The sequence below is a fragment of the Dactylosporangium sp. CA-092794 genome, from assembly GCF_050948465.1.
Classification (GTDB): Bacteria; Actinomycetota; Actinomycetes; order Mycobacteriales; family Micromonosporaceae; genus Dactylosporangium.
The window spans coordinates 6,433,531-6,460,147 of sequence record NZ_CP192044.1; the positions used below are offsets into that span (position 1 = coordinate 6,433,531).

Consider the following 26,617-nt stretch of genomic DNA (forward strand, 5'->3'; position numbering starts at 1 on the left):
GGTCATCATAGCCGTCTCACCCGATTGCGTGGACGTCAGATAGTTGGACGACCTACCATTCGGGCTATGAGTCTCCACGTGCCGGTCAACCCGGTCCGCTTCGTCACCGCCGCCAGCCTGTTCGACGGTCACGACGCGGCGATCAACGTGATGCGGCGGCTGCTGCAGGCCCAGGGCGCCGAGGTCGTGCACCTCGGCCACGACCGCAGCGTCGAGGAGGTCGTCACCGCCGCGGTGCAGGAGGACGCGCAGGGCGTGGCCCTGTCGTCCTACCAGGGCGGCCACGTCGAGTACTTCGGCTATCTCGTCGACCGCCTCGCCGAGCGCGGCGCCGGCCACATCAGGGTCTACGGCGGCGGGGGCGGCACGATCGTGCCCGAGGAGATCACCGCGCTGGGCGCGCGCGGCGTGCGCATCTTCAGCCCGCAGGACGGCCAGCGCCTGGGCCTGCCCGGGATGATCAACGAGCTGATCCAGGAGTGCGACGTCGACGCCTCGGCCCAGCCGGTGGACCTCGAGGCGCTGCTGGCCGGCGACGAGACGGCCCTGGCCCGGGCGATCACCGTGCTGCAGGCCGGGGCCGACCCGAAGCTCGCGGCGGCGGTCGGCGCGGCGGCGGCCGGGCGCACCGCGCCCGTGCTGGGCATCACCGGCACCGGCGGCTCCGGCAAGTCGTCGCTGACCGACGAGCTGGTCCGCCGGCTGCGCCGGGACTGCGAGGACAAGCTGCGGGTGGCCGTGGTCGCGATCGACCCGACCCGGCGGCGGGGCGGCGGCGCGCTGCTCGGCGACCGGATCCGGATGAACAGCATCGCGCCCGGCGTGGTGTACTTCCGGTCCCTGGCGACCCGCCGGCACGACGGGACGGTCCCGGAGCACCTCGGCGACATCATCGCCGCCTGCCAGGCGGCCGGCCACGACCTGGTCATCGTGGAGACGCCGGGCATCGGCCAGGGCGACGCCGCGATCACCTCCTACGCCGGTGTGTCGCTCTACGTGATGACCCCGGACTTCGGCGCCGCCAGCCAGCTGGAGAAGATCGACATGCTGGACCTCGCCGACGTCGTGGCGATCAACAAGTTCGAGCGCCGCGGCGGCGAGGACGCCCGCCGCGACGTGGCCCGCCAGCTGGTGCGCAACCGCGAGGAGTTCGGCACGCCCTGGGAGGAGATGCCGGTCTTCGGCACCAGCGCCGCCCGGTTCGGCGACGACGGCGTCACCGCGCTGTACCACCACCTGAAACACGCGCTGTCCGAGCACGGCTTCCCGGCCTTCCCGGGCGTGCTGGCGCAGGTCGCCGGGCGGGTGTCCACCGGGCTCACGTCGGCGCTGCCCAGGGGCCGGGAGCGGTATCTGTCCGAGGTGGCCGACGCGGTCCGCGGCTACCACGCCACCACGCAGGCGCAGGCCGCGCTCGCCCGCCGCCGCCAGCACCTGGCCACCACCCGCGACCTGCTGCCCGAGGACGGGGCCGTCGCCGAGCTGCTGGAGACGACCGAGCGGGAGCTGTCCGGCGACGTGCGGGAGCTGCTGGAGCGGTGGCCGGCCACCCGTGCGGCGTACCAGGGCGACGAGCTCGTCTACCGGGTCCGCGGCATCGAGATCCGCACCCCGCTCACCCGGCAGACGCTGTCCGGCAGCCGGATCCCGCGAGTCGCGCTGCCCCGCGACGGCGACGACGGCGAGCTGGTGCGGTTCCTGCGCGAGGAGAACCTGCCCGGCGCGTTCCCGTTCACCGCCGGGGTGTTCCCGCTCAAGCGCACCGGCGAGGCCCCGGCCCGCATGTTCGCCGGCGAGGGCGACGCGTTCCGCACCAACCGCCGCTTCCACCTGCTCTCCGCCGGCCAGCCGGCGACCCGGCTGTCCACCGCCTTCGACTCGGTCACCCTCTACGGCCGCGACCCCGAGCAGCGGCCCGACATCCACGGCAAGATCGGCACGTCCGGCGTGTCGATCGCCACCCTCGACGACATGCGCGAGCTGTACGCCGGCTTCGACCTGTGCGACCCGAAGACGTCGGTGTCGATGACCATCAACGGTCCCGCCCCGGCGATCCTGGCCATGTTCCTCAACGCCGCGGTCGACCAGCAGGAGGCGGCGTTCACCGCCGCCCGGGGCCGGGAGCCCGACGCCGCCGAGCGGGCCGAGATCCGGGCCCGGACCCTGTCCACGGTCCGCGGCACCGTGCAGGCCGACATCCTCAAGGAGGACCAGGGCCAGAACACGTGCCTGTTCTCCACCGAGTTCTCGCTGCGCTGCATGGCCGACATCCAGCAGTGGTTCATCGAGCACCGGGTGCGCAACTTCTACTCGGTCAGCATCAGCGGCTACCACATCGCCGAGGCCGGGGCCAACCCGATCAGCCAGCTCGCGTTCACCCTCGCCAACGGGTTCACCTACGTCGAGGCGTACCGGGCCCGCGGCATGAACGTGGACGACTTCGCGCCGAACCTGTCGTTCTTCTTCTCCAACGGCATGGACGCCGAGTACACCGTCATCGGCCGGGTCGCCCGGCGGATCTGGGCGATCGCGATGCGCGAGCGCTACGGCGCCGCCGAGCGCTCGCAGATGCTCAAGTACCACATCCAGACCTCCGGCCGATCCCTGCACGCCCAGGAGATGGACTTCAACGACATCCGCACCACGCTGCAGGCCCTGTGCGCCATCTACGACAACGCCAACAGCCTGCACACCAACGCCTACGACGAGGCGGTCACCACCCCGTCGGCGCGCTCGGTCCGCCGGGCCCTCGCCATCCAGATGATCATCGACGCGGAGTGGGGCCTCGCCGGCACCGAGAACGTGCTGCAGGGCTCCTACATCGTCGACCGGCTGACGGACCTGGTCGAGGAGGCGGTGCTGGCCGAGTTCGACCGGCTGTCGGAGCGCGGCGGCGTGCTCGGCGCCATGGAGACCGGCTACCAGCGTGGCCGCATCCAGGACGAGTCGATGCTCTACGAGCAGCGCAAGCACGACGGCACGCTGCCGATCATCGGGGTCAACACGTTCCTCGCCCCGGCCGGCGAGGAGGCGCCCGCGACCGGACTGGAGCTGGCCCGGGCCACCGGGGAGGAGAAGGCGTCGCAGATCCGGCGCCTGGCGGACTTCAAGGCCCGGCACGCCGCCGACGCCCCGGCCGCCCTGGACCGGCTCAAGGCGGCCGCGGCCGGGCGCGGGAACACGTTCGAGGCCCTGATGGACGCCGTCCCGCACTGCACCCTGGGCCAGATCACCGACGCGTTCTTCGAGGTCGGCGGGCAGTACCGGCGCAACGTCTGAAGCGGTCGGTCCGGCCGGGAGAACCGGGGCGCCCGGCCGGCGTCATCGATCATTCGGTACGTCGAAAGCGCCCGCCAGCCGCCGGTGCGCTTCCACCAGGCTCGGACCCCACCAGGTCAGGTGCCGGCCGGACACGAGCACGTAACGGGCGCCCGGGAACGCCTCCGGCCCGTCGCCGCCGGTGAACGCATACGGTTCGTCGGGCAGGACCAGCAGGTCGGCGCGGCCGTCGGCGAACATGGCGCGCAGCTCGTCGAGCGGGGGCCGAGGGTACCGCTCGGCATCGCCGCCGAGGGCGTTGGTGACGCCGAGGCGGCGCAGCACGTCACCGGCGAACGTGTCCCGGCCCAGCACCACCCACGGCCGCCGCCACACCGGCACGATCGCCCGGGCCCACGCCGGGCGCACCGGCGCCCACAGCCGCTCGGCCTCGCCCAGCCAGCCCGGCGCCGCCACCCCGAAGCCCTCGACCAGCAGCCGGCGCAGCGAGCCCAGCGCGGCCGGCACGGTGGCGGGCGCCTCGGTGACCCAGACCGGGATCCCGGCCTCCCGCAGCCGCACCACGTCCTCCCGCCGGTTCTCCTCGACGTTGGCCACGACGAGATCCGGCCGCAGGGCGATCACCCGCTCGATTTTGGGGTACTTCGAGCCGCCGACCCGGGCCACGTCCAGCCCGGGCGGCTCGACGCAGTAGTCGGTGGCGCCGACCAGCCGCCCGGGCACGCTCGTGGCGAGGGTCTCGGTGAGCGACGGCACCAGCGACACCACCGCCTGGGGGCCGCCGCCGAGCGGCACCGCGTCGCCCCGGTCGTCGCGGACTGTCATGCCTCCATCATGCCGCCGCCGGGCCGCTCACGCCTCGATCGTGGTCGGCAGCGTCACGAACAGCGACGTGCCCTGACCGGCGGGGCTGGCGATGCGCAGGCTGCCGCCGAGCGCCTCGACCCGATCCGTGAGGCCGACCAGCCCGGTGCCCAGCGCCGGGTCGGCGCCCCCGACGCCGTCGTCGCGGATGCCGAGGGTGAGCACGTCGCAGCGCCGGCCCGGGTCGGCGATCACGTCGATGGCGACGTCGATCGCGGAGGCGTGCGCGTGCTTGGCCGCGTTCGCGATGGCCTCGGACACCACGCAGTAGGCGGCCACCTCGACCGGGCCCGGCATCCGCCGCTCGGGCCCCGGGCTGATGCTGACCGGCACCTGGCTGCGCCGGGCCAGGGTCCGCAGCGCGGGCATGAGGCCGCCCTGCGACAGGATGGCCGGGTGCAGCCCCCGGGAGATCTGCTGCACCTCCGTGAACGTGCTCGCCAGGCCGTCGGCGGTGCGCCGCAGCCGCCCCTCCAGCTCGTCCAGGCCGCCCGGCACCAGCCCCTCCGCGGCCCGGATCTCCAGGCCCAGCGACACGAGCCGCTGCTGCACGCCGTCGTGCAGGTCCCGCTCGAGCCGGCGGCGGGCCTCGTCGGCGGCCATGACGATCCGGGCCCGGGACGCCTTGAGCTCCCGGCGGCTCTCGGCGTTGGCCACGGCGGTGGCGACGAGCTCGGTGAATTGCGCCAGGCGCGCCTCGGCGCCAGCCGGGGGCGGCGGCCGCTCCCGCCACAGCACGACGAGCGAACCCCACATGCGGCCCTCGACGGTGATCGGCGCGGCGATCGACGCGGTGACGCCCTCGCTGCGGGCCAGGTCGGCGAGGTCGCCGCTGCGCCGGTCGAAGCTGTCGATCCGGGCCGCGCGGGCCTCGCGCACCACCAGCTGGGTCACCCCGCCCTCGAGGGCGAAGCGCCGCCCCACCAGGTCACCCTCGCCCGACCGGTTGTACTCGGCCATCACCACCACCGTCCCGGCCGACTCGAGCCGGGCCAGCCGGGTGGCGTCGGCGTCCAGCAGCGCCGCCGACTCGGCGGCGACCGCGGCGACGACCTCCTCCGGCGGGGCGCCGCGGGCCACCAGCACCGCGACCCGCCGGACGCCGGCCTGCTCGGCGGCCAGCCGGCGCAGCTCGTCGCCCATCGCCTGCCGCTCGGCCGCGACCGTGAACAGGATGTCCAGCCGGGGCAGCAGCCGGTCCCGCAGCCGGCTCAGGGTGTGCGGGCGCAGCCCGTCCGGGACGAGCAGGGTGCCGGTCCGCTCGCCGAACCGCAGCGGGAACGCCGTCTGCGGCCGCGTATCCCGGCGGTGCTCGCCCCGGAGGTCCCCGTCCGGGGCCCGGTCGAGCAGGATCTCGGCGAACGGCAGCCGCAGCGTGCTCGCGATCCGCCGGGCCGCCCCCGGCAGCACGGCGCGCAGGTTGTCGGTGGCCAGCATGTGCCGGCTCAGCGCGACGAGGAGCTCGGCCTCCTGCCGGCGTTCGAGGGACTCGACGGCCCGGACCCGGGCGAGGCTCGCCATCAGGCTGGCCAGGACCGCCGCGACCAGGAACGCGGCGAGCTCGATCCATTCCCGCGGCCGGCTGACGTCGAGGTTGCGCACCCGCGGGACCCAGACGATGTTGTACGCGGCGGCGCTGACCACGACCATGGCCAGGGCCAGCCGTATCCCCCAGATCGTGGAGATCGCGAGGACCCCGACGAAGAAGACCACCACGAGCGCGTGCCGCGACGCGGTCTGCTCGAGCAGGTGGATCACCAGCATTTCGGCGGTGACGAGCAGCGCGCCCACCGCGATCCCCAGCGCGACCGGGGGCGGCGTCGGGCGCACCAGCCAGGCCGCCAGGCGCGCTGTGCTGCGCCGGCGCATGCGCTTCATGCTATGCCGCCGGCCCGTCCGCCCCGGGCGAGGCACCGGGCGACATATCCGGTTGGCGGTGGACCGGGGCGGACGAATCCTTCCGCGATCATGATGCTCGTGGTGGCGCGACGCGGGTTTCTCATGATCCTGGAGAGTCCTGGTACACGGGTGTACATCAACACTCCGTGATCATGAGAAACCGTTGGTGCCGCGGGCAGTTTGGCGTGATCACGGAGACTTTCGGTCGCTGCGCCGGGCTGCGAAGCCGGCGTCTGCCGGGCGGGCGCTGGCGGGGCGGGTGGGTGCCGGCCGGGTGGGTGCCGGAATCGAACGATAAGTCCGGCGCTGGCGCGCCAGACTTATCGGACATATCACGATTTATCGGCAGAGACGCGGGTCTGCGCGGGCCTGGTGCGGCGGACGGTGGTGTCGTCGACGCGCCAGGTCAGCTCGTCGGCGACGCCCGTGACGCCGTCGACGGCGCGAGCCAGGGCGGTCAGGCGCTGGGCGGCGCTGCGCCGCTCGACCGGCCCGCGCAGCGTGACGACGCCGTCGCTCACCTCGACGCCGATCTCGGCCGGGTCGACGCCGAACGCGGGCAGTACCACATTGTCGACGACGTCCCGCTCGACGGCCGCGTCGCTGCGCAGGGCCCGGCGCATGAGGTCGCCGCGGGTGACGATGCCGACCAGGCGGCCGCTGCCGTCCTCGACGACGGCGAGCCGCTTGATCCGGTGGCGGGTCATCAGCCGGGCGGCGAACCGGATCGGCGCCTGCGGCCCGACCGTGATCGCGGGCGAGGTCATCAGCTGCGCCGCCGTGGGCTCCGCACCGGGCCCGCCGTCCGGCTCCGGCTCGGCGACCGCCGGCAGCAGGTCGGCCTCGGTCACCATGCCGACCACGCGGTCGTGCTCGTCGACCACCGGCAGCCCGCTGACGCCGTAGTCGGTGAGCACGTCGATGATGTGCCGCCGCCGGCAGTCCGCGGTCGCGACCACGACCTCCGGCGTCATGACGTCGTACACCCGCAGCTCGTTCATCTTTGCAGTGTTCGGCGGCCGATGGGCGCCGGACCAGGGCCGGGCGGCCCGCCGGGGCGGGACCTGGGGCCGGTTCGATCTGTCACGGGACCGTCACATGGCCGCGGTACCGCCGCCACATCGCCTCCCGATAGTTGCGCTATGCACCTGTTTGCCCGGGCCGTCGCATGACGGCGCTGCTCAGCTCCGACGGCGGCGACTTCAGCCTGGTGTGCGACGGGTGCGGCCGGGTGGTCGGCAACCTGGCCGGTTCGCTCGGGGACTGGGCCACCGCGTGGGGCCTGTTCAGCCAGGACGGGTGGCGGGGGAGTGAGCTGGCGGTCGGACCGCACGCTTGCGGGCGGTGCGCGGCGCCGCCGTCCGGGATCGTGGCCCGCGCCCTGGACCGGCCGTCGCTCACCCCGGCCGGGCGGCCGTCACCCCGGATGGTGGTGCAGCTGCTCTCCGACGTGCGGGCGATCTATCTGCGCGGCGACCTGCTGCCCGCCGACGATGCCCGGCTGTGGGACCTGCTCAGCGGCGAACCGGGACCCTACCGGCATCTGATGGTCGACGTGAGCGGCGTGCGGCGGCTGACCTCGGCCACCGTCGACGTGCTGGTCCGGGCCTCCCGGCGGGCGGCGGAGCGGGGCGGCCGGACCTGCCTCGTCGGCGCCGCCCCGGCCATCTCGGATGCGCTGCGGATGCTCTGCCTGGACCGCTTGCTGCCCGGCCACGCCGATCAGCTCTCGGCCCTCGAATGGCTGCGCGGAGCGCATCCCGTGCCCTGCTAGTTGAAGCGCAGGACACAATCCGGGCAGCGGTGCCAGACCATGCCGCCGAGCTCCTCTGCCTGCCAGCCCTGGGCCGCCGCGGCCACCCACAGCAACTCCCGGCTGGTGCCGGGGATGCGGAATGCGGCGCCGCAACGGTCGCACGACACCTCCGCTGCCGCATCGGGCTTCGCGATGACGAGCATGACCGGCCCACCTCCCCCAGGCGCGCGTGTTCAACGCCGCCACGGTACCCACTCGGCTTCTCCACGGCCACCCCCTTCCATGGCCTTCGACGCAATGACATGTGACCGTCACATTCGGCGGGGTACTTCCGGGGCGTCCGCCGCTGGAGGGAGCGCCCGATGGAACCACGCCCGCCGTTGCCGCCGTTCACCCTCGAGACCGCCCTCGCCAAGGTGCAGGCGGCCGAGGACGCCTGGAACACCCGCGAACCCGAGGTCGTGGCGCTCGGCTACACCGAGGACTCGGCGTGGCGCAACCGCGACCGCTTCCTCACCGGCCGCCCCGCGATCGTCGAGTTCCTGCGTGAGAAATGGGCCCGTGAGCTGGATTACGCGCTGCGCAAGGAGCTGTGGTCGTATCACGAGCATCGCATCGCGGTCCGGTTCCAGTACGAGTGCCACGACGCCGGCGGGCAGTGGTGGCGCAGCTACGGCAACGAGCTGTGGGAGTTCACCCCCGACGGGTTGATGGCGCGGCGCGAGGCGAGCATCAACGACGTGCCGATCACCGAGGCGGAGCGCCGCATCCAGGGCCCCCGCCCGGCCGAGCTGCGCGGCGCCCCGCCCTCGCCGCACGTGTGGACGATCGGCGGCGCGGCGGGTTTGGCAACCGGTTGACAACTGCGGCGGGGTGCGGGTCAGATGGAAGCCACCCCCGACCCGCAGGGACTCGCATTGATCATCGACCGGGCCGAAGTCATCGTGACCAGCCCCGACCGCAACTTCGTCACGCTGAAGCTCACCACCGACGACGGGCTGACCGGCCTGGGCGACGCCACGCTCAACGGCCGCGAGCTCGCCGTCGTCGCCTACCTGCGCGACCACGTCGTCCCGCTGCTGCTCGGCCGCGACGCCGGCCGCATCGAGGACACCTGGCAGTTCCTCTACCGCAGCGCCTACTGGCGGCGCGGCCCGGTGACCATGGCGGCGGTCGCCGCCGTCGACGTGGCGCTGTGGGACATCAAGGCCAAGGCGGCCGGGATGCCGCTGTACCAACTGCTCGGCGGTGCCTCCCGCACCGGCCTGCTCGCCTACGGCCATGCCTCCGGCCAGGACCTGCCCGAGCTGTTCGACAGCGTGCGCAAGCATCAGGAGCTGGGGTACAAGGCCATCCGCATCCAGACCGGGGTGCCGGGGCTCAAGTCCATCTACGGCATCGCCTCCAACGCCACCTTCGAGGCCAACGCCGGCGTGCGCTACGACCACGAGCCCGCGCAGCGCGGACCCCAGCCCGCCGAGGAGGACTGGGACACCCGCAGCTACCTGCGGCACGTGCCGACGGTCTTCGAGGCGGTGCGCAACGAGTTCGGCCCGGCGCTGCCGCTGCTGCACGACGTGCACCACCGGCTCTCCCCGATCCAGGCGGCCCGGCTCGGCAAGTCCCTGGAGCCCTACGACCTGTTCTGGCTCGAGGACTGCACCCCCGCCGAGAACCAGGAGGCCCTGCGGCTGGTGCGGCAGCACACCACCACCCCGCTGGCCATCGGCGAGGTGTTCAACACGGTCTGGGACTACCAGCAGATCGTCCGCGAGCAGCTCATCGACTACGTGCGCAGCTCCGTCACGCATGCCGGCGGGGTCACGCACCTGAAGAAGATCCTCGACTACGCCTCGCAGTACCAGATCAAATCCGGCATCCACGGCCCGACCGACATCTCGCCGGTGGGCATGGCCGCCGCGCTGCACCTGGGACTCGCCATCCACAATTTCGGGATCCAGGAGTACATGATGCACGGCGAGCGGACCGACCAGGTCTTCCGGCAGTCGTTCACCTGGTCCGACGGCTTCCTGCATCCGGGGGAGCGGCCCGGCATCGGGGTCGAGCTCGACACCGACGAGGCCGGCAAGTATCCGTACCTGCAGGCGTACCTGCCCTACAACCGGCTCGCCGACGGCACCGTCCACGACTGGTAGCCGACGCCTCTCACCCCTTGGCGGTCAGGGTGCCGGCGGGCCGGTGGAGCCCCGGGGCACGAACTCGGTGGTGATCGGCCCGGCGGCGGGCTCCGGGTGCCGCTCGACCAGGCCGATCAGGCGGCGCACCGCGTCGCCGCCGGCCGGGCCGAGCCGGGTGCGGATCGTGGTGATCGGCGGCGTGGTGAAGTCCGAGCCGAAGATGTCGTCGAAGCCGACGACGCTGAGCCGCCCCGGCACCATCACGCCGCCTTCCTGGCACGCCCGCAGCAGACCGATCGCCATCAGGTCGTTGTAGGCCAGCGCCGCGGTCGCCCCGCAGGCCAGCAGCCGGCGCAGCGCGGCCGCGCCGCCCTCGGTCGTCGGCGCGCCCGGCCCGATCTCCACGATCGACATCCCGCGGCGCAGCGCCTCCTCGAACGCGATCTCCCAGCGGGCGCGGCTCATCCACGAGGTACCGGGCCCGGACAGGAACGCCACCGAGCGGTGCCCGTCGCCGGCCAGATGGTCCAGGGCGGCGCGGATGCCGGGCGCGACGTCCGGCACCACGCACTCGACGCCGGCCACCTCCCGGTTCACCACCACCGAAGGCCGGCGGGCGGCCAGCCGCCGGATCGCCTCGTCGGCCAGCCGCGAGGCGACCAGGACGAACCCGTCGACCGACGGCACCAGCCGCTCCGCGGTGTGCAGCTCCAGCTCCGCCGACTCCTGCGACTCGGCCAGCACCAGCGTGTACCCGGCCGCGGCGGTGACCCGCTCCGCACCGCGGATCAGGTCGAACCAGACCGGATTGGTGATGTCCGAGAGGATCAGGCCCAGCGTGCCGGTGCGTCCGGTCGGCAGCGCCCGGGCCGCCGGGTTACCGCGGTATCCGAGCGCCTCGGCGGCGGCCCGCACCCGCTCCTCGGTCCGCGCGCTGGTCCGGCCCGGCTTGTGCAGCGCCCGGGACACCGTCGACGGGCTCACCCCGAGGGCGCGCGCGATGTCGTAGATGGTGGTCGCCGGCCCGCCGCTGCCGTCCCCCTCCGCCACGAACGCTCCTCACCCGGATGAACCAGGCCTCAGCATGCCGGTATGGCAACCGGTTGGCAACCGCCCATGCCGCCGCCGGACCTCGCGGCGGCGCGTGAGCGGTCAGTGCGCGACCCACTGCACGGCGTCGAGGTCGGCGTAGCAGCCCTGCAGGTGCCGGTCGCCGGCCGCGGCGGAGTCGCTGAACGCGGTGCGCGCGTGCAGGACCCGGGTGTTGTCGAAGATCACGCAGTCGCCGGGGGCCAGCTTGAACGTCACCATCGCGCCGGGCCGGTTGAGCACGGCGTCGAAGGCGCGGTACGCCGCGTAGAACGCCGCCAGCCGCTCCGCCGGCCCGGCCGGGGCCTGCAGCGACCGGTTGTTGTACCGGATCTCGCGGATCCGGCCGAGCTCGTCCACGCCGATCATCGGCCGGTGCGCCCGCAGCCGCCCCCACGCGAACGTCGCCGGCGTCCCGGCCAGCGTCGCGAAATGCCCCGGCTCCCGCTCCCGCAGCAGCGCCGCCGCCCGGAACCCGTCCACCAGCCCCGACTCCCCGCCGTCGGCGGCGTCGCGCAGGCAGTGCAGCAACTGCACGGTCGGCACCGGGTCGCGGTACGGGTTGTCGGTGTGCGGCGCGATCGCCCGGGCGGTGAACGCCAGGTTCACGGCGCGCTCCTCGGTGCGCACGTCGAAAAGGTCGCCGTAGTTGGTCGTCCGCACATACCCGAACGATCGCGCGATCTGCAGCACCGTCCCCGGCGCCACGGGCGTGCCGCGTAGCAGCGCGAACCCGGTCCGCCAGACGGACCGCAGGATCGGCACCGGATCCGCGCGGTACCGCGCCCAGTCCGCCTCCGGCGGCTCGATCTGGTCCCAAAGGTCCTTGCCCGTTTCGGTCCGCCCGTCGCCGATCCGGTCGGCCGTCTCGTGCCGGGCCAGCCACGCCGGGTCGAACGCGGAGCGGTGCCCGTCGGAGTACCGAATCTCGACCGTTTCAGCGTTCTCGCTCACCCCCGTGACCGTGAGGTCCCCGGCCAGCTCGCCGACGGTGTGCAGCTTCTGCCCGCTGTGCGGGTCGCGGCAGGCCGGGCACGGGCAGTTGTCCCGCAGCCACCCGGCGGGAAAGCGCAGCTCCATGGCGGTCGAGCGTGCCAGGGCGGCGTGAACGGCGGCTGAAGTTTAGGCGCGGCGCCCGAAGGTACTGACGCCTCCATGGACCCGCCGCAGCTGCTGCCCGCGCGGGAGCAGATGGCGTTCACCCTCGGCTTCCACATCATCCTCGTACCGTTCGGGATGGCGTTCACGTTCTTCATGCTCCTGGCCAACTACCGGGGCCTGCGGCACGCCGACGCGGCCGCCCTGCTGCTGGCCCGCCGGTGGTCGCACGTCGCGGCCGTGCTGTTCGCGGTCGGCGCGGTGTCCGGCACGGTGCTGTCCTTCGAACTCGGTCTGCTCTGGCCGCGGCTGATGGGCACATACGGTTCGGCGTTCGGCATACCGTTCGCCATCGAGGGCCTGTTCTTCTTCCTGGAAGCCATCTTCATCGCGGTGTACATCTACGGCTGGGACCGCCTCTCCGGCTGGGCGCACTTCTGGACCGGTGTACCGGTGGTGGTCGCCGGGATCGGCGGGACGCTGTCGGTCGTCGCCGCGAACGCCTGGATGAACCAGCCCGGCGGGTTCACCATGCGCGAGGGCCGGGTCACCGGCGTGCAGCCGCTGCGGGTGATCTTCAACGGCGCGTTCTGGTACGAGTCGCTGCACATGCTGCTCGCCGGGTACATGGTCGCGGGCTTCCTCACCGCCGCCGTCTACGCCGGTGGCCGGCTGCGCCGCCGCGCCACCCCTGCGGCCGAGCCCGGCGATGAGCCGAGCCGTCCGGGCCGGACCGGTCAGGCGGAGCGGATGGCGCGGCTGGGCCTGCTCATCCCGCTGACCGTGGCCGCGATCCTGACGCCGCTGCAGATCGTCGTCGGCGACATCGCCGCCCGGGAGGTCTTCCACCGTGAGCCGGCGAAGTTCGCCGCCATCGAGGGGGTACCGCATACCGATACGCACGTGCCCGAGGTCCTCGGCGGCCTGTACTCGGACGGCCGGCTGCGCTTCGGCATACCGATTCCCAGCGGCGCGTCGCTGCTGTCGGGCTACAGCCCGGCCACCCGCATCCGCGGCCTCGACGAGATCCCGCCCGAGGTGCGCCCGAGCGACCGCGAGATCACGGTGGTGCACCTGGCCTTCGACGCCATGGTCGGCGCCGGCACGTTCCTGCTGCTGCTGTCCGCGTGGTACGCCCTGGCCTGGTGGCGCCGCCGCGACCTGCCCCGCACCCGGTGGTTCGCCCGGGCCACGGTGGCCGGCGGGGTGCTTTCCGTGGTGGCGCTGGAGGCCGGGTGGGTGGTCACCGAGGTGGGCCGGCAACCGTGGACGGTCGTCGGGCACCTGCTCACCCGCGACGCCGTGACGAGGGCCGGCAACGTCTGGCTGTTCTTCATCGCCATCCTGGTGTTGTACGCCGCGGTCGGCGCCACGACCGTGCACGTCCTGCGCCTGCTCCGGCACCGCTGGCGCGAGCGCGACGCCGCCGACGTGGACGTCCCCTACGGCCCCACCCACGACGAGTCGGCGGACGCTTCGGAGCCGGCATGAGCGGCACCTTCACCACAGCCGGCGCCGCGCCCGCCGGCGCGGCGCTCAGCGGCGTGGCGGCCGTGGATGTCGCGTGCGGCCCCGGGGAGCCGGCGTGAGCACGTTCGCCGCGGTCGTGCTCTTCATCGGTGTCGTGGCCTACGCGGTGCTCGGCGGCGCCGACTACGGCGCCGGCTTCTGGGACCTCACCGCCGGCGGCGCCGCGCGCGGCCGTGCACCCCGGCACCTCATCGACGCCGTGCTCGCCCCCGTGTGGGAGGCCAACCACGTGTGGCTGGTGTTCTGCCTGGTCATGCTGTGGACCGGATTTCCGCCCGCGTTCGCCGCCATCATGACCACCCTGTACATCCCGCTCGGCCTGGCCGCCTTAGGCGTCGTCCTGCGCGGCAGCGGCTTCGCCTTCCGCAAGGTCCTCGTCGTCACCGACCACCAGCGCGCCGCCGGCGCGGCGTTCGCCGTCTCGTCCCTGCTCACCCCGTTCTTCCTGGGCACCGTCGCCGGCGGCATCGCCTCCGGCCGGGTGCCTTCGGCGGGCGGCGGCGATCCGATGTACAGCTGGGTCAACCCGACCTCGCTGCTCGGCGGCGTCCTGGCCGTGCTCGTCTGTGCCTTCCTCGCCGCCGTCTTCCTCACCGCCGAGGCCCAGCGGCGCGGCGAACGGAACCTGCGCCGCTGGTTCGCCCGCCGCGCCCGGCTCAGCGCCCTGCTCACCGGCATCGCCGCCCTGGCCGGCATCGAGGTGCTGCACGTCGACGCCCCGCCGCTCCTGCACGGCCTGCTCACCCGCGGCCTGCCCCTGATGATCATCTCGGCCCTGTGCGGCGTCGGCTCACTCACCCTGCTCCGCCACGCCCCACCCCGGGTCTCCCAGGCCGCCGCCGTCGGCGCCGCCGCCACGGTGGTGGCCGGCTGGGGCGTGGCCGAGTACCCGTACCTCCTCGGCGACCATTTACGCATCGCCGAGGCCGCCGCCCCGCCGGCGACCCTGCTGGCCCTGACCGTGATCGCCGCCTTCGCCGTCCTGGTCGTGGCGCCGTCCTTCGTGCTCCTATACGTCCTGCACCAGGCCGGCAGCCTCGACGGCACCTGACCCGGCCGGTGGTGGCGCCGTCGTTCGTGCTCCGCTACGTCCTGCACCAGGCCGGCAGCCTCGACGGCACCTGACCCGGCCGGTCGTGGCGCCGTCCTTCGTGCTCCTCTAGGTTCTCCACCGGGCCGGCAGCCTCGACAGCATCCGACCCGGGCAGGTCTCAGGAGAGTTCCCTGAAGGTGACGGCGAAGGTGGCCGGGGCCGGGGTGAGGACGTATTGCGGCAGCGGACCGGGACCGCAGGCCGCGCTGCCGAGGCCGTGGTGGGTGTGGTCCAGCTGCAGGTGGATCGCGTCGGTCGGGACCAGATCCGTCGTGTGCCGGGCGGCGTCCAATGTGGACGTCGGCCAGCGGCGGGCCGTGAAGTCGATCCGGGGCGCCGCTTCCACCCGCAGGCCCGAACCGTCCGGGCGGGTCAGCGTCAGCCACCGGGCGTCGGCGCGGTTGCCGTTCTCCTGCGGGAAGACGTAGGGCGTGGCCAGCTCGTCCACTGTGGACGTGTAACGGCCCACCAGCGCCGCCGTGCGCGAGTCCGGGTAGGCCTCGCCCGGGCCGGCGCCGAACCATTCGACCGCGGCAAGGTCCGCCGGCAGCCGCAGGCCCACGCCCAGGCGGGGCAGCGGCACGTCCCAGTCACCCTCCGGTTCGACCGAAACGGTCAGCTCCAGGCCGTTGTCGCCGAACCATTTCCAGGCGTACCGCGTGCGCAGCGCCAGGTCGCCACCGGCCGGGGCCACCCGGGTCCGCACGACGAGCGCGTCCCCGGCGAGCTCCAGCCCGTCGAGCCGGTGGGTCATGCGGTGCAGCCCGGCGGCGCGCCAGCGCGGCTCGATCGGGTCGCGGCCCAGGCGGTCATTGTCGATCGGCGCCCGCCACACGTCCAGGACCGGACCGCTTAGCGCCAGCCCACCGAGGCGGACCAGCCGTCCGTGCACCGGCTCGAACTCGGCCCGCCCGAGCCGGACCGTATCCGCCGCGCGGATCGGTCCACTCCCAACAGCGGCTTCGGATTCGGCGCCGCCCAGCCGCACCACGCCCGCCGCGCGGATCGGTCCACTCCCAACAGCGGCTTCGGATTCGGCGTCGCCGAGTCGCACCACGCCCGCTGCGCGGATCGGTCCGGTCCCAACAGCGGCTTCGGATTCGGCGTCGCCGAGTCGGACCACGTCCGCCGCGCGGATCGGTCCGGTCCCAACAGCTCCTTCGGATTCGGCGCCGCCCAGCCGCACCACCTCCGCCGCTGTTTGGACCGGTGCGGTCGTATTGGTCCGAACGACGTCGGGCGCGGGTGCGAGCCGGGTCTGGCCCGCGCCGAGCCGCAGGCCGGTGCGGTCCGTGGCCCAGACCGTAAGCCAGCACTCGCCGGGCTCGGACGGTACCGACGCGGCGGGAAGGGCGACCACCGCGGCCGCGCCGGGGCCGACCGCCGGCAGCACCGCGGCGCCCTCCCCGGCGACCACGCCGTCGACCGTCACCTGCCAGTGCAACGCGGCGTGGGAAAGGTCGCGGAAGGCATACCGGTTGGCGACCGTAACCTCGCCCGGGCGGACCGAAAGCCGGACCGGAGCGTAGACCGCGGCCAATTCGGTCAGGCCGGGCGACGGGCTACGGTCCGGGAAGACCAGGCCGTCGACGACGAAGTTGCCGTCGTGCAGCGGTTCACCGAAGTCGCCGCCGTAGGCGTAATGGTCGCCCACCCGGATGCCGTGGTCGAGCCATTCCCAGACGAAGCCGCCCTGGCAGCGCGGATGGCGGTCGAACAGCTCCTCGTACTCCAGCAGACCGCCCGGGCCGTTGCCCATCGCGTGGGCGTATTCGCACAGGATGAACGGCAGGTGCGGCACGTGGTCCTCGCCCCGGCCGATCGCGGCGACCTCGGCGTGCGTGGCGTACATCCGGCTGTAGACGTCCACGTGCGCGCAGCTGCGGTCGCCCTCGTAGTGCAGCGGGCGGCCCGGGTCGCGCTCCCGGGCGAAGGCCGCCATCAGGCCCAGGTTGGCGCCGACACCGGCCTCGTTGCCCAGCGACCACATGATGACCGACGGATGGTTCTTGTCGCGCTCCACCATGCGGCGCATCCGGTCCACACAGGCGTCGGCGAAGCGCGGGTCGTCGCTGGGATTGCCGCGCCAGCCCACCCGCTCGAAACCGTGCGTCTCGTAGTCGCACTCGTCGATGACGTAGAAGCCGAGCTCGTCGCACAGGTCCAGCACGGCCGGGTGCGGCGGGTAGTGGCTGGTGCGGATCGCGTTGACGTGGTGGCGCTTCATGAGCTCCAGCTCGGCGCGCACCACGTCCGGTGGCACGACGCGGCCCAGGCCGGGGTGGAACTCGTGCCGGTTCACGCCGTGCAGCACGATCCGGCGGCCGTTGACCGTCAGCAGACCGTTTTCGACGGCGACCGTGCGGAAACCGATCCGCAGCGTCGCGGTCTCGGCCGGCGTGGCCACGGTCAGTGTGTACAACCGCGGCGTCTCGGCGGTCCACGGCCCGACCGGCCCGGCGTCGTGGGCCACGCCCACGGCCAGCCCGTGCAGGCCCAGCTCCGGCACGTCGACGACGGCCCCGGCCGGCCCCTCGACGAAAAGCCGGCCGCGCCCGCCGGGCTCGAGCCCGGCGTGGACGAAAAGGTCGTCGATGCCGCCGGCCGGCCGGACCAGGAGCGTCACGTCGCGGAAGATGCCGGGCAGCCACCACATGTCCTGGTCCTCCAGGTAGCTGCCGGCCGACCACTGGTGCACCCGCACCGCGAGCACGTTGCGCTCGCCCGGCCGCAGCGCCCCGGTCACGTCGAACTCGGCCGGCAGCCGGCTGCCCTGCGTGACGCCGAGCTCGACGCCGTTGAGCCAGACCCGGCCGCACGAGTCGACGCCGTCGAAGCGCAGCCGGGCCCCCGCGCCGGCGAACCCGGCCGGCACGTCGAAGGCCAGCCGGTGATCGCCGGTCGGGTTCTCGGTCGGCACGCGCGGCGGGTCGACCGGGAACGGGTAGACGACATTGGTGTACGCCGGGCGCCCGTGACCGTGCATCGGCCAGCTCGACGGCACCGGCAGCTCCGCCCAGCCGGCGTCGTCGAAGCCGGGCTCCCAGAAGCCCTCGGCGGCCTCGGCCGCGCTCGGCGCGAGCCGGAACCGCCAGACCCCGTTGAGGCTCAGCCGGGCCGCGTCGCTCGCGAACGCGGCCCGCGGGGCGCAGGTGCCGATCGGCCGGCCGAAATCGGTCAGGTACTCCACGGCGCACACCGTACCGCTCAGCCCACCGGCACCTCCCGCGCCGCGACCGGCGCCGCCAACGATTCGGTCCGCCGGCCGTACCGAAGAACCTTGGCCAGCACCGCCGGCGCCATGAGCGTCTGCGGCGGGCGCATCAAATTGGCCACCGCCAGGAACCGCTGCGCGACCACCGCGTCGTACCCGGTCGCCTGCTGCACCCGGGCGACGTAACCGTTGAGGAAATTGGTCCGCCGGCTGCGCGGGCCCTCGACCCACGGGTAGGCCAGGTCGCCACCGGCGGACATGTCCCACGGCGCGTCGATCACCCGCGCCGCCCGGGCGTAGAACCGGCGCGGCAGCCCGTCGAGGCCGGCCCGCACCGCCGCCCCGAGCTCCCGGGCCTCGGCGACCGCGACCGTCATGCCCTGGGCGTACGCCGGATTGAAGCTGCACAGCGCGTCACCGATCGACACCAGCCGCTCCGGCAGCCGGGTCAGCCGCTCGTAGCGCCGCCGCACGCTGGCCGGCAGGCGCAGCCGCATGGTCGGGCCGAGCGGCTCGGCGTCGCGCAGCAGCGCGTGCAGCCGCGGGTCGGCGAACTTCGCCGCGAACGCCAGGTAGTCGTCCGGGTCGGTCGGCGGCGCCTGGTCCGCCCCGACGCCCAGCAGCGTGACCATCCAACGGTCGCCGTCGACCGCGATCGCGATGCCGCCGTAGGGCCGCCGCGGGCCGGGCGCGTTGAGCACGCAGGCGAAGTCCTCGCGGCCGGGCACCCGCCGGTAGTCGCGCGAGACATAGACCGTACCGGCGTCGATGCGCTCCTCGGCGGGCCGCTCGAAGCCGAGCCCGGCGAGCCAGGCGGTGCCGCGGTTGCCCCGCCCGGTCGCATCGACGACCAGATCGGCGCGGATCTCGTGCTCGCCGCCGCCGGCGACCGGCCGCACGGTCGCGCCGGTGACCCGGACGCCGTCGAAGCACAGGCCGGTCGCCTCGTGCCCGTCCAGCACGGTGACGCCCGGCAGCGCCTTGACCCGGCGGCGCAGCGCCGACTCCAGCAGCGCCCGGCTGATGCACAGGCCGTGCAGGCCGGACTCGGTCCGCGGCGCGGGCCGGTCGCCGAAGACCCACACGACATCGCGCTGGATGTCGATGGGGATGGCCCCGCCGGCGGCGACCTCGTCGACGAGGCCGGGGAACAGCTCCTCCAGGACCGCCCGGCCGCGGGCCAGCAGCCCGTGACCGTGCTCGGCCTGCGGCACGCCGCGGCGGTGGGCGGCGCCCTCGGGCAGGGTGTCGCGGTCGATAACGGTGATCAGGTCGAACGAGTCGCGCAGCGCGCGGGCCGCGGTCAGCCCGGCGATGCTGGCGCCGAGAACGACGGCGTGGCGTTGGTTATTGGACACGGCTCTACTCCGCTGAATCGGTGAGGCGATGTGCGCTCACCGTAGGGATCGAGCCGTGCCATTACGGTCGGTAACGAGACACTGGCGCCGCGATGTCCGGACCCCGACCGAGCCCGCCCGCGCCGCGTCAGCGGCCGGTGACCCGGTCCGCCTCGATCGTCAGCAGCAGCCGGACCTGGTCACGGCCGCCGAACCACGGATACGGCCCCCCGATGTACCGGTGGGCGAGCTTGTCGATGTGCTCCGCGGCACCCTCCTCGGTGATCGCGACCACCCGGCCGCGGACCTGGAAGTAGCGGCGCGGCTCGTCGGGGTCGCCGATCGCGACGGCGACCCGCGGGTCCCGCTCGATGTTGCGGACCTTCTGGTGGCCGCGGACGGTGTTGATGAGCACGTTCGTGCCGTCGGTGTCGACCCAGGTCTGGGTGATCTGCGGGGAGCCGTCGGGCATCAGGGTGGTCAGGTAGCAGAGGCTGTTGCGCTCCAGCAGCTGGAGCAGCTCCTTCGGGAGATCCACACCCGCGAGGCTACTCGCCGCCCGGCCCGTGCTATGGATAGGGCATGATCCTGCTCACCGGCGCCGCGGGCGGCGTTGCGGGCCTGCTGCAGCTCGACGGCGAGGTCCGCCGCACCGACGTCGTCCCGCACCCGGACCGGCCCGACCTCATCGCCGGCGACCTGACCGACCCGGCGTTCGCCCACGCGGTGACCGAGGGCGCCGACACGATCGTCCACCTCGCCGGACAGGCCGACCCCGCCACCACCTGGCCCGGCCTGCGCGGACCGAATGCCGACGCCACCGCGAACCTTTTGGACGCCGCGGTGGCGCACAAGGTACAACGGGTGATCCTGGCCTCCTCGCTGCACGCGATGGCCGGCCACCTCGACGCCGGCGCGACCTTCGTCCGCGAGGACCTGCCGCCGCGCGCGTGCTGCCCGTACGGCGCCTCGAAGGTCCTCATCGAACAGCTGGCGTCCGTCTACAGCGACGTGTGGGGCCTGCCGGCGATCTGTTTACGCCTGGGCGGCGTCCGCGACCGCCCGCTGGGCAGCAGCTGGCGCGGCGGCTGGCTCAGCCCGCCGGACCTGAACCGCCTGTTCGCCGCCGCCCTCGCCGCCGACGTCCGATTCGGGGTGTACCACGGGGTCTCGGCCAACACCCCGCAGGTCTACGAGCACACCCTGCCCGGTTACGCGCCCCGCGACGACTCGGCCTCGTTCCCGGACCTCCCCGACGACCTGACCGCCCCGGAGGCCGCGCACCCGAAGTGGGGCCTCGCCCACCGCAGCTGACCGGCCGGCTGGCACGCCGCTCTCCCACGGGGCCGTGCGCACGTCCCGCCCATCGGGCGCTGTGTGGCGCAGCGACCGGAAGTCTCCGTGATCATGCGCGTCCGGGCATCGACACCAAGGGTTTTTCATGATCACGGAGTGGTGATGTACACCCGTGTACCAGAAGTCTCCGGGATCATGGCAAACCCGTGGTGCGGCCACCGTGAGCATCATGATCACGGAGACATACGTCCGGCCCGGCCGCGCAGATCGGCCGGTGACAAACCGGCGGTTCAATTGCTGGAGCTGGTTGCCTTGAGGCGGTAGCGCTCGGCCAAGGCCTGGAACTCCGCGGCCGGCGAGTCGGCGGCGAGTTGCTCGGCGACATCGAGCGCCTCCTGCCACTGCCGGCGGGCGCGCCCGGGGTGGCCGGCCGCCTCGTCGAGTTCGGCGATGCGGGCGTGCGCGCCGGCCTGGCCGACGCGGGCGCCGAGGTCCTCGGGGTCGAGCGTCGACCGGCGGCGCCAGCTCGCCAGGGACTGCCGGAACAGGGCGCGCGCCGGCGCCGGCTCGCCGGTCCGGGCCAGCCATGCGCCGAGCCGTTCCCGGGACTCGGCGACGTCGCGGTGGAAGGCGCCGTTGCGCGGGAAACGGTGCACGAGTGCCTCGGCGATCTCCAGGGACCGTTCGAGGTTGCCGCGTACCTCCTCGGGCTGCCCGTTGGCGGCGCAGTGGTCGGCCACGCGGCGGAAGGCGGTGCTCAGGTCGCGCTGCGCGTCGACGCTGCCGGGGTCGCCGCCGGCCAGCCGCTCCGCCAGGTCCAGCGCGGTGGTGAAGTGCTGCGCCGCGCAGGCCAGATCGCCCGCACCGAGATCCATGTCGCCGAGCCGCCACTGGGCCGCGAGCTGTTTGCGCTGGTAGGCGGCGTTGCCCGGGTCGGCCGCGGTCAGCCGCTCCGCGATTCCCGCCGCCTCGAGGGCCAGCTCCTTGAAACGCTCCGCCTCGCCAGCATCTTTGCCAGCGCCAGCGCCAGCGGTCGCCGGGTTGGCGGTCGCGGAGGTGACGTCGGCGTCGGGGGACTCGGCATCGGCAGGGTCGTCAAAAGTCTCGGTGCCGTCGGCGCCGTGGCCGGAAGTGGCGGTTTCGGAGGGGCCAGCAGCGGGGGCACCAGCAGTGGCGGTGCCGGTGAGGGCGTCGGGGGAGCCGGGCAGGAACGTCTCGGCGAGGGCGTCGAGAGCGTCGAAGAGGTGCTCGAGCAGAGCCGAGTTGTCAGCGTCGGCCTCGGCGAGGCGGCGCCAGATGTCCAAGGCCTGCGTGGAGAGGTCGCGGGCCGGAACGAGCTCGCCGGCGGCCCGGTGCACGGCGGCGACGGTACCGAGGCCGATGGCGAGATCCCAGTGCAGCATGGCCTCGTCGGGGTCGGCGTCCACGAGTTCGCGGCGGATCCGCAGCGACGCCTCCGCCGCCTCGCGGGCCCGGGCGATTTCGGCGTCGTCGAGCGCGGTCTGCGCGATCTTCTGGTGGCTCAGGCCCAGGTTGCGCCGGTAGCCGACGTCCTGCGGCTCGGCCTGGGCAAGCCGGCGGTCGATGGTGAGCGCCCGCTCGTAGCAGCCGCGCGCGTCGGCGGTGCGGCCGAGCCGGTGCAGCAGCCGGCCCTGGGCGTCCAGGGCGGCGCTGAGCGCGACCTGCGCCTGCGTGTCGTCCGGCGCCGCCTCGGCCGCGCGGGTGGTCAGCCGGACCGTTTCGTCGCCCTTCGCGGCGGCCGCGGCGGTGCTGCCGGTCGCCTCCAGCGCGTCGCGTTCGCGACCGATCAGGAAAAGGTACGCCGGGTGCTCCGCCGGAAAACCAGGGACCACGTCGCCGAGGAACGCCGCGACGGTCAGCTCGCCGCTGAGCTTCGGCAGCGTCTCGGCGGCGAAGTCGGCGAGCTCGTCGACGCGCTCGGCGGACCGTAGGTGGTGCACGGTCTCGACCAGGGTCTCGAAATCGGCCCGGCCCGCCTCGACGATCCGCTGGCACGCGGCGGCGGCGCGCAGGTGCCGGTCCAGGAGGCGGTCGCCGTGGCGCGGCGCGAGCGCCTCGCGCAGCCAGGGTTCCACGGCCGCGCCGTTCTCGCCGGTGGCGGCGAGCGTGAGGTCGCGCAGCCGGTCCAGATGTCCGGCCGTCGCGGCGGTGTCCGCTGTGGACGGTTCGCCGCCGTGGACGGCGAAGGCGAGGTCGTCGGCGGAGACCGGGCTGCGGTACACCGCCAGCTGCAGCAGCGCCTCCTGGGCATCGGGGGAGAGCAGCTCGAGCAGCTCGGTGAGCAGCACGTCCCGGGCGCCGAGGGCGATCGCCTGCCGGGTCGCCTCGGCCGGGCTGCCGGCCGGGCCGGCGTTGCTGATCCGCTCCTGTTTCGCGAGGGTACGCAGCCGGGCGGTCACTTCCGGCAGCCGCGCGCCGCCGTGCAGCAGCGCGTCGACGAACTCGACCAGCCGAGGGTGCCCGCCGACGGCCTGGACCACGGCCGCGCGGTCGTCGCCGGGCAGGTCGCGCAGCCCGGGCAGGCGCAGCACCAGCCGGCCCAGCTCCGCGTCGCTCAGCGGCGGCACGTCGACGCGGGCCAGCGGCAGCTCGGACGGTACCGGATAGCGGCTGGTCACCAGGACCTTGCCGCGTTCGGCGGCCCGGCACAGCGCGCCGAAGACCTCGCCGAAGCCGGGGTCGGCGAAGGCGCCGCCGCCGGCGGTGAGGTTCTGCTCGAAGTCGTCGAAGACCAGCAGCACGCGCCGGGTGCGCAGGGCGTCGGCGATCGCGTCCGCCGCTTCCTCGCCGAGGCCGGCGGCGTCCGGGCCGAGGTCGACGCCGGCCGCGGTCAGCTCGGCGAGCAGCTGGGGCGGGTTCCAGGTGCCGGCGTGCACCGTGATCGCCCACGGGTCGTCGACGTCGTCGCGCAGCCGGTTGACCACCCGCCCGGCCAGCGCGGTCTTGCCGATCCCGGCCGGGCCGGTCAGCACGACCCCGTTGACCAGTGGCGCGGCGGTGGCCTCGTCGCGCAGGGTCTGGGTCACGGTCCGCAGCAGGCCCCGCCGGCCGACGAGGTCGCCGAGCAGTAGTTCGCGCACGCCGGTGCCGGTCGGCAGTTCCGTCGGGTTCGACAGGGGTACCGCCGCCGCGTCGGGATTCCACAGTGGACCGTCGGAGGCGGCGAACAGCGCCGGCACCGCATATTCGGGGCGCTGCGGCGTCTCGGCGCGGGCGGCCTCGTCGAACAGCGCCGCGCGGGCCCCGGCCAGCGCCGCCGCGACGGGCGCGTTGTCCTGCGCGAGCGCCCGGTACACGCCGGTGAGCAGGGCGGTGGCGTACCGGTCGGTGACCGAGGTCTGCATCGCGATGACCCGGTCCGCGCCGTGGCGCAGCAGGGTGACCGCGAGCCCGGCGTCCGCGTCGGCGGCGCCGCCGCAGCTGGACAGCACGATCAGCGGCAATGGTCTGCCGCCGCGGCGCAGCGCGCGGACCAGATCCTCGGCCAGGACGTCGACCGCGTTGCCGTCGCGGTCCTCCAGCTCCACGCCGTAGGGCGAGCCGTGCGCCGACAGGTGCAGCACGTGGTACGCGTCGCGGCGCAGCGCTTCGGCGATCTCGGCGGGCCCGGCCACCTCGAGGATCGTGATCTCGGCCCGGCCGACGTCGCCGACCACCGACACGATGGCCTGCATCTCGGCCTCGACGTCGAGCGCCGGGTTCTCGGTGTGCTCGGGCGCGCCGACCGCGACGAGGATCTTCAGCGGACCGGGTGCCGGCGCATGGTCCGGTACGCGCACGCCGGTGACGGACCGAATGAGCCGCACGCCGTCGACGGTGGCCAGCACCCGCTGGTCGGCGAGGCGGATCAGCTCGAACGGCAGCTCGTGCGCGGGCCCGTCGGCCTCGACCACGACGTCGAGCACGGTGCCGTCGACGGCGGCGGCCAGCAGGGTGGTCAGCTGGTCGAGGGCGTCGGGGTCGAACAGCGCCGCCGACAGCCGCTGGCCCAGCCGGGCGAGCCGGGCCTCGGCGTCGGGCAGGTCCAGCCGCGACCAGACCTCGTCCCGGCCGAACGGCAGCGGCTCGTCCCGCTCGCACAGCACGGTGCCGGCGAGCGTGGCGGTGCTGTGCAGCCGCCCGTCGGCCACCCGCACCGCGAGGCGCAGCTCGTGCCGGGGCGCGGCGTCCGCGCCGCAGCGCCGGCGCAGCTCGCGGGTCAGGGCGGCGGTGCCGCGGGCGCTGAGCGTGCGCACCCGGTGCACGCCGAGCGCGGCGAGCGGGCCGGGCAGGTCGTCGGGGGCGCCGCCGGGCAGCAGCACCGGCACCAGGGCGGCCGCGGACTTCTCGTCGCCGCCGGCCATGTCGAGGATCGCCCGCCACGCCGCCGGCCCGTCGCCGCCGCCGTCCGCGGATAGCCCGGGCGACCCGACAACCACGACGGCCGCGGCGGAGGCGAACTCGGCCGCCGCGGTGGCGTCCGGCGCGGCGGAACGGTCCGCGTCGCCGGGCGGCCTGGGTGAACCGATGGCCTGTGCGGCTTCGGCGGACGCGGGTCCCGCGGTGGTGTCCGGTGCGGCGTAAAGGTCCGCGTCCAGGCCGGCGGCCCGCAGCAGGATCCACAGGTCCCGCACGGCGTCGGCGTGGGCGGCGTCGCCCGGAGCGGACCAGATCAGCACACGACCGAACCCGTCTGTCATGGGCGACATCATGACAGGGCACCCAGCGGGCGGTCGTGGCGCGGTCCGCGATGCATGCGAATGCGTTGAAGCGTGACGTCCCGGGGCCGAGGGCACGTCCGCCAACGACCGGATCCAGGTGGGCGCGACTGGCGGCTGCCGATCCGCGAGGGAACCGGCCAACGGCTGGTCGGAGCGGGCCGACCTGCCGTGCGGGAGATGAACGAGTCCCAGTTCGGGCGGAGTGGCATCGCCAGACGGGGCGCGGCCGGGACGACGCGGACAGGCTGAACGGTCCGTCCTGGGCGCCGGTTGGCCGGGTGGGTGTGCGCCACTGACCGGCCCCGGCTTATGGTCTTGGTGCGCAGTCGCCGGAGTCGGGTGCTGGAAGGACGTCGCGATGTCGTTGAAGGTCGGGGTCGGCCTGCCATTACTGAAGAACTTCGATCCTAGCACGACCATCCCGCGGGTCGCGCGGGCGGTGGAGGAGATCGGGTACGACAGCGTGTGGGTCTTCGAGCGGCTGCTCGTGCCCGAGGACCAGAGTGGCGAGCACGGGCTGCTGGGGATGCCCGATGTGCCGTGGCCCGAGCGGTACCGTGGCGTCCTCGACCCGCTCGTCGGGCTGACGCTGGCCGCCGCCGTCACCGAGCGCGTCGAGCTGGGCACCTGTGTGCTGGTGGCGCCGCTGCACGTGCCGGCGATGCTGGCCCGGACGCTGGCCAGCATCGACGCGGCCAGCGGCGGGCGGGTGGTGGCGGGGCTGGGCAGCGGGTGGAGCATCGACGAGTTCGCGGCGTTCGCGCCGCGGCCGTTCGCCGAGCGCGGCGCGGCGCTGGACGAGTTCCTCGACGTGGCGGCGGCGGTGTGGGGGGCGGACCCGGTGTCGTTCGGCAACGAACGGTATGTGCTCGCCCCGGCCGAGGTCGGGCCGAAGCCGGTCCGGCCGATCCCGATCTACCTCGGCGGCTTCACCGACGTGGCGCTGCGCCGCGCGGCCCGGCGCGCCGACGGCTGGCTGCCGACCGGCCTGCCGCCGGCCGCGGCCGGGGCGATGCTGGCCCGGCTGCGGCAGATGACCGCTGACGCGGGGCGCGATCCGGCGGCGATGCGCTGCGCGTACCAGGTCAACATCTCCGGGACGGCCGAGGTGCCCGCGGAGGGGCGCCAGCCGTACACCGGCAGCATCGACCAGGTCGTCGGCGACCTCGCGGACCTGGCCGCGGCGGGCGTCGACCACGTCTTCCTCACGGTCGCCAACGCGATCGGCGACGCCGGCGACCCCGAGGAGTTCATCGACCTGGCGGCGAAGTACCACGCGGCCGTCCGCGAGGCCGGCCTGTGA

General features: G+C 74.0%; 18 protein-coding genes. 8 read left to right on the forward strand and 10 right to left on the reverse strand.

All coding sequences use genetic code 11. The features are described from left to right. Window positions 1-66 precede the first annotated feature (66 nt). Entirely contained in the window at window positions 67-3,279 is a 3,213-nt protein-coding gene (icmF, locus tag ACQPXD_RS27175) for a fused isobutyryl-CoA mutase/GTPase IcmF (RefSeq protein WP_432843389.1), read from the forward strand. A 42-nt stretch (window positions 3,280-3,321) separates the two neighbouring features. On the opposite strand, the gene ACQPXD_RS27180 is transcribed toward icmF, so the two are convergent. From ACQPXD_RS27180 to ACQPXD_RS27190, 3 genes are all read right to left on the reverse strand, one after another. Further along, window positions 3,322-4,104, reverse strand: a complete 783-nt coding sequence (locus ACQPXD_RS27180) for a helical backbone metal receptor (protein ID WP_432843391.1) — start codon at window positions 4,102-4,104, stop codon at window positions 3,322-3,324. Between the two features lie 27 nt (window positions 4,105-4,131). Beyond that, the gene (locus ACQPXD_RS27185; protein ID WP_432843393.1) at window positions 4,132-6,012 is read right to left on the reverse strand and encodes a GAF domain-containing sensor histidine kinase; all 1,881 of its coding nucleotides are present in this window, start codon (window positions 6,010-6,012) and stop codon (window positions 4,132-4,134) included. Between the two features lie 362 nt (window positions 6,013-6,374). Beyond that, window positions 6,375-7,043, reverse strand: coding sequence for a CBS domain-containing protein (locus ACQPXD_RS27190; RefSeq protein ID WP_432843395.1), 669 nt, complete (start codon window positions 7,041-7,043; stop codon window positions 6,375-6,377). Window positions 7,044-7,210: 167 nt separating this feature from the next. Between ACQPXD_RS27190 and ACQPXD_RS27195 the strand changes: the two genes are divergently transcribed. Beyond that, window positions 7,211-7,816 carry an STAS domain-containing protein gene (locus tag ACQPXD_RS27195; RefSeq protein WP_432843397.1) on the forward strand — a complete coding sequence of 202 codons (606 nt, stop codon included), beginning with the start codon at window positions 7,211-7,213 and terminating at the stop codon, window positions 7,814-7,816. Here the strand turns inward: ACQPXD_RS27195 and ACQPXD_RS27200 are convergent. Beyond that, window positions 7,813-8,001: a hypothetical protein gene (locus tag ACQPXD_RS27200; RefSeq protein ID WP_432843399.1), complete on the reverse strand. Its 189-nt coding sequence runs from the start codon at window positions 7,999-8,001 to the stop codon at window positions 7,813-7,815. The genes ACQPXD_RS27195 and ACQPXD_RS27200 overlap by 4 nt on opposite strands. Before the next feature lie 159 nt (window positions 8,002-8,160). Here ACQPXD_RS27200 and ACQPXD_RS27205 point away from each other — a divergent pair, with 159 nt between their 5' ends. Next, window positions 8,161-8,658, forward strand: coding sequence for a nuclear transport factor 2 family protein (locus ACQPXD_RS27205; protein ID WP_432843401.1), 498 nt, complete (start codon window positions 8,161-8,163; stop codon window positions 8,656-8,658). Between the two features lie 57 nt (window positions 8,659-8,715). Continuing rightward, window positions 8,716-9,954 (forward strand): D-mannonate dehydratase ManD, encoded by a 1,239-nt coding sequence (gene manD / locus ACQPXD_RS27210; protein WP_432843966.1) that lies wholly within the window; start codon window positions 8,716-8,718, stop codon window positions 9,952-9,954. A 24-nt stretch (window positions 9,955-9,978) separates the two neighbouring features. Here the strand turns inward: manD and ACQPXD_RS27215 are convergent, their stop codons facing one another. Beyond that, window positions 9,979-10,986: a LacI family DNA-binding transcriptional regulator gene (locus ACQPXD_RS27215; RefSeq protein ID WP_432843403.1), complete on the reverse strand. Its 1,008-nt coding sequence runs from the start codon at window positions 10,984-10,986 to the stop codon at window positions 9,979-9,981. Between the two features lie 102 nt (window positions 10,987-11,088). Further along, a complete protein-coding gene (locus ACQPXD_RS27220) occupies window positions 11,089-12,105 on the reverse strand; it encodes a TauD/TfdA family dioxygenase (RefSeq protein ID WP_432843405.1) in 1,017 nt (338 codons plus the stop codon). A gap of 75 nt (window positions 12,106-12,180) precedes the next feature. Here ACQPXD_RS27220 and ACQPXD_RS27225 point away from each other — a divergent pair, with 75 nt between their 5' ends. Both ACQPXD_RS27225 and ACQPXD_RS27230 read left to right on the forward strand, forming a co-directional pair. Next, a complete protein-coding gene (locus ACQPXD_RS27225; protein WP_432843407.1) occupies window positions 12,181-13,614 on the forward strand; it encodes a cytochrome ubiquinol oxidase subunit I in 1,434 nt (477 codons plus the stop codon). Window positions 13,615-13,708: 94 nt separating this feature from the next. Then, on the forward strand, window positions 13,709-14,704 hold the full coding sequence (locus tag ACQPXD_RS27230; protein ID WP_432843409.1) for a cytochrome d ubiquinol oxidase subunit II: 996 nt from the start codon (window positions 13,709-13,711) through the stop codon (window positions 14,702-14,704). 160 nt (window positions 14,705-14,864) lie between these two features. Here the strand turns inward: ACQPXD_RS27230 and ACQPXD_RS27235 are convergent, their stop codons facing one another. The 3 genes from ACQPXD_RS27235 to ACQPXD_RS27245 all read right to left on the reverse strand — a co-directional run bounded on the left by ACQPXD_RS27235 (window position 14,865) and on the right by ACQPXD_RS27245 (window position 19,835). After that, window positions 14,865-17,936 (reverse strand): glycoside hydrolase family 2 TIM barrel-domain containing protein, encoded by a 3,072-nt coding sequence (locus ACQPXD_RS27235; protein ID WP_432843411.1) that lies wholly within the window; start codon window positions 17,934-17,936, stop codon window positions 14,865-14,867. 17 nt (window positions 17,937-17,953) lie between these two features. Continuing rightward, complete coding sequence (locus tag ACQPXD_RS27240; protein ID WP_432843413.1) at window positions 17,954-19,318, reverse strand: FAD-dependent oxidoreductase; 1,365 nt, start codon at window positions 19,316-19,318, stop codon at window positions 17,954-17,956. Window positions 19,319-19,445: 127 nt separating this feature from the next. Next, window positions 19,446-19,835 carry a PPOX class F420-dependent oxidoreductase gene (locus ACQPXD_RS27245; RefSeq protein ID WP_432843415.1) on the reverse strand — a complete coding sequence of 130 codons (390 nt, stop codon included), beginning with the start codon at window positions 19,833-19,835 and terminating at the stop codon, window positions 19,446-19,448. Between the two features lie 44 nt (window positions 19,836-19,879). Here ACQPXD_RS27245 and ACQPXD_RS27250 point away from each other — a divergent pair, with 44 nt between their 5' ends. After that, window positions 19,880-20,611 carry an NAD-dependent epimerase/dehydratase family protein gene (locus ACQPXD_RS27250; protein WP_432843417.1) on the forward strand — a complete coding sequence of 244 codons (732 nt, stop codon included), beginning with the start codon at window positions 19,880-19,882 and terminating at the stop codon, window positions 20,609-20,611. Between the two features lie 272 nt (window positions 20,612-20,883). On the opposite strand, the gene ACQPXD_RS27255 is transcribed toward ACQPXD_RS27250, so the two are convergent. Next, the gene (locus ACQPXD_RS27255) at window positions 20,884-25,293 is read right to left on the reverse strand and encodes a CHAT domain-containing protein (RefSeq protein ID WP_432843419.1); all 4,410 of its coding nucleotides are present in this window, start codon (window positions 25,291-25,293) and stop codon (window positions 20,884-20,886) included. Between the two features lie 379 nt (window positions 25,294-25,672). On the opposite strand from ACQPXD_RS27255, the gene ACQPXD_RS27260 reads away from it, so the two are divergent. Further along, window positions 25,673-26,617 (forward strand): TIGR03619 family F420-dependent LLM class oxidoreductase, encoded by a 945-nt coding sequence (locus tag ACQPXD_RS27260; RefSeq protein WP_432843421.1) that lies wholly within the window; start codon window positions 25,673-25,675, stop codon window positions 26,615-26,617.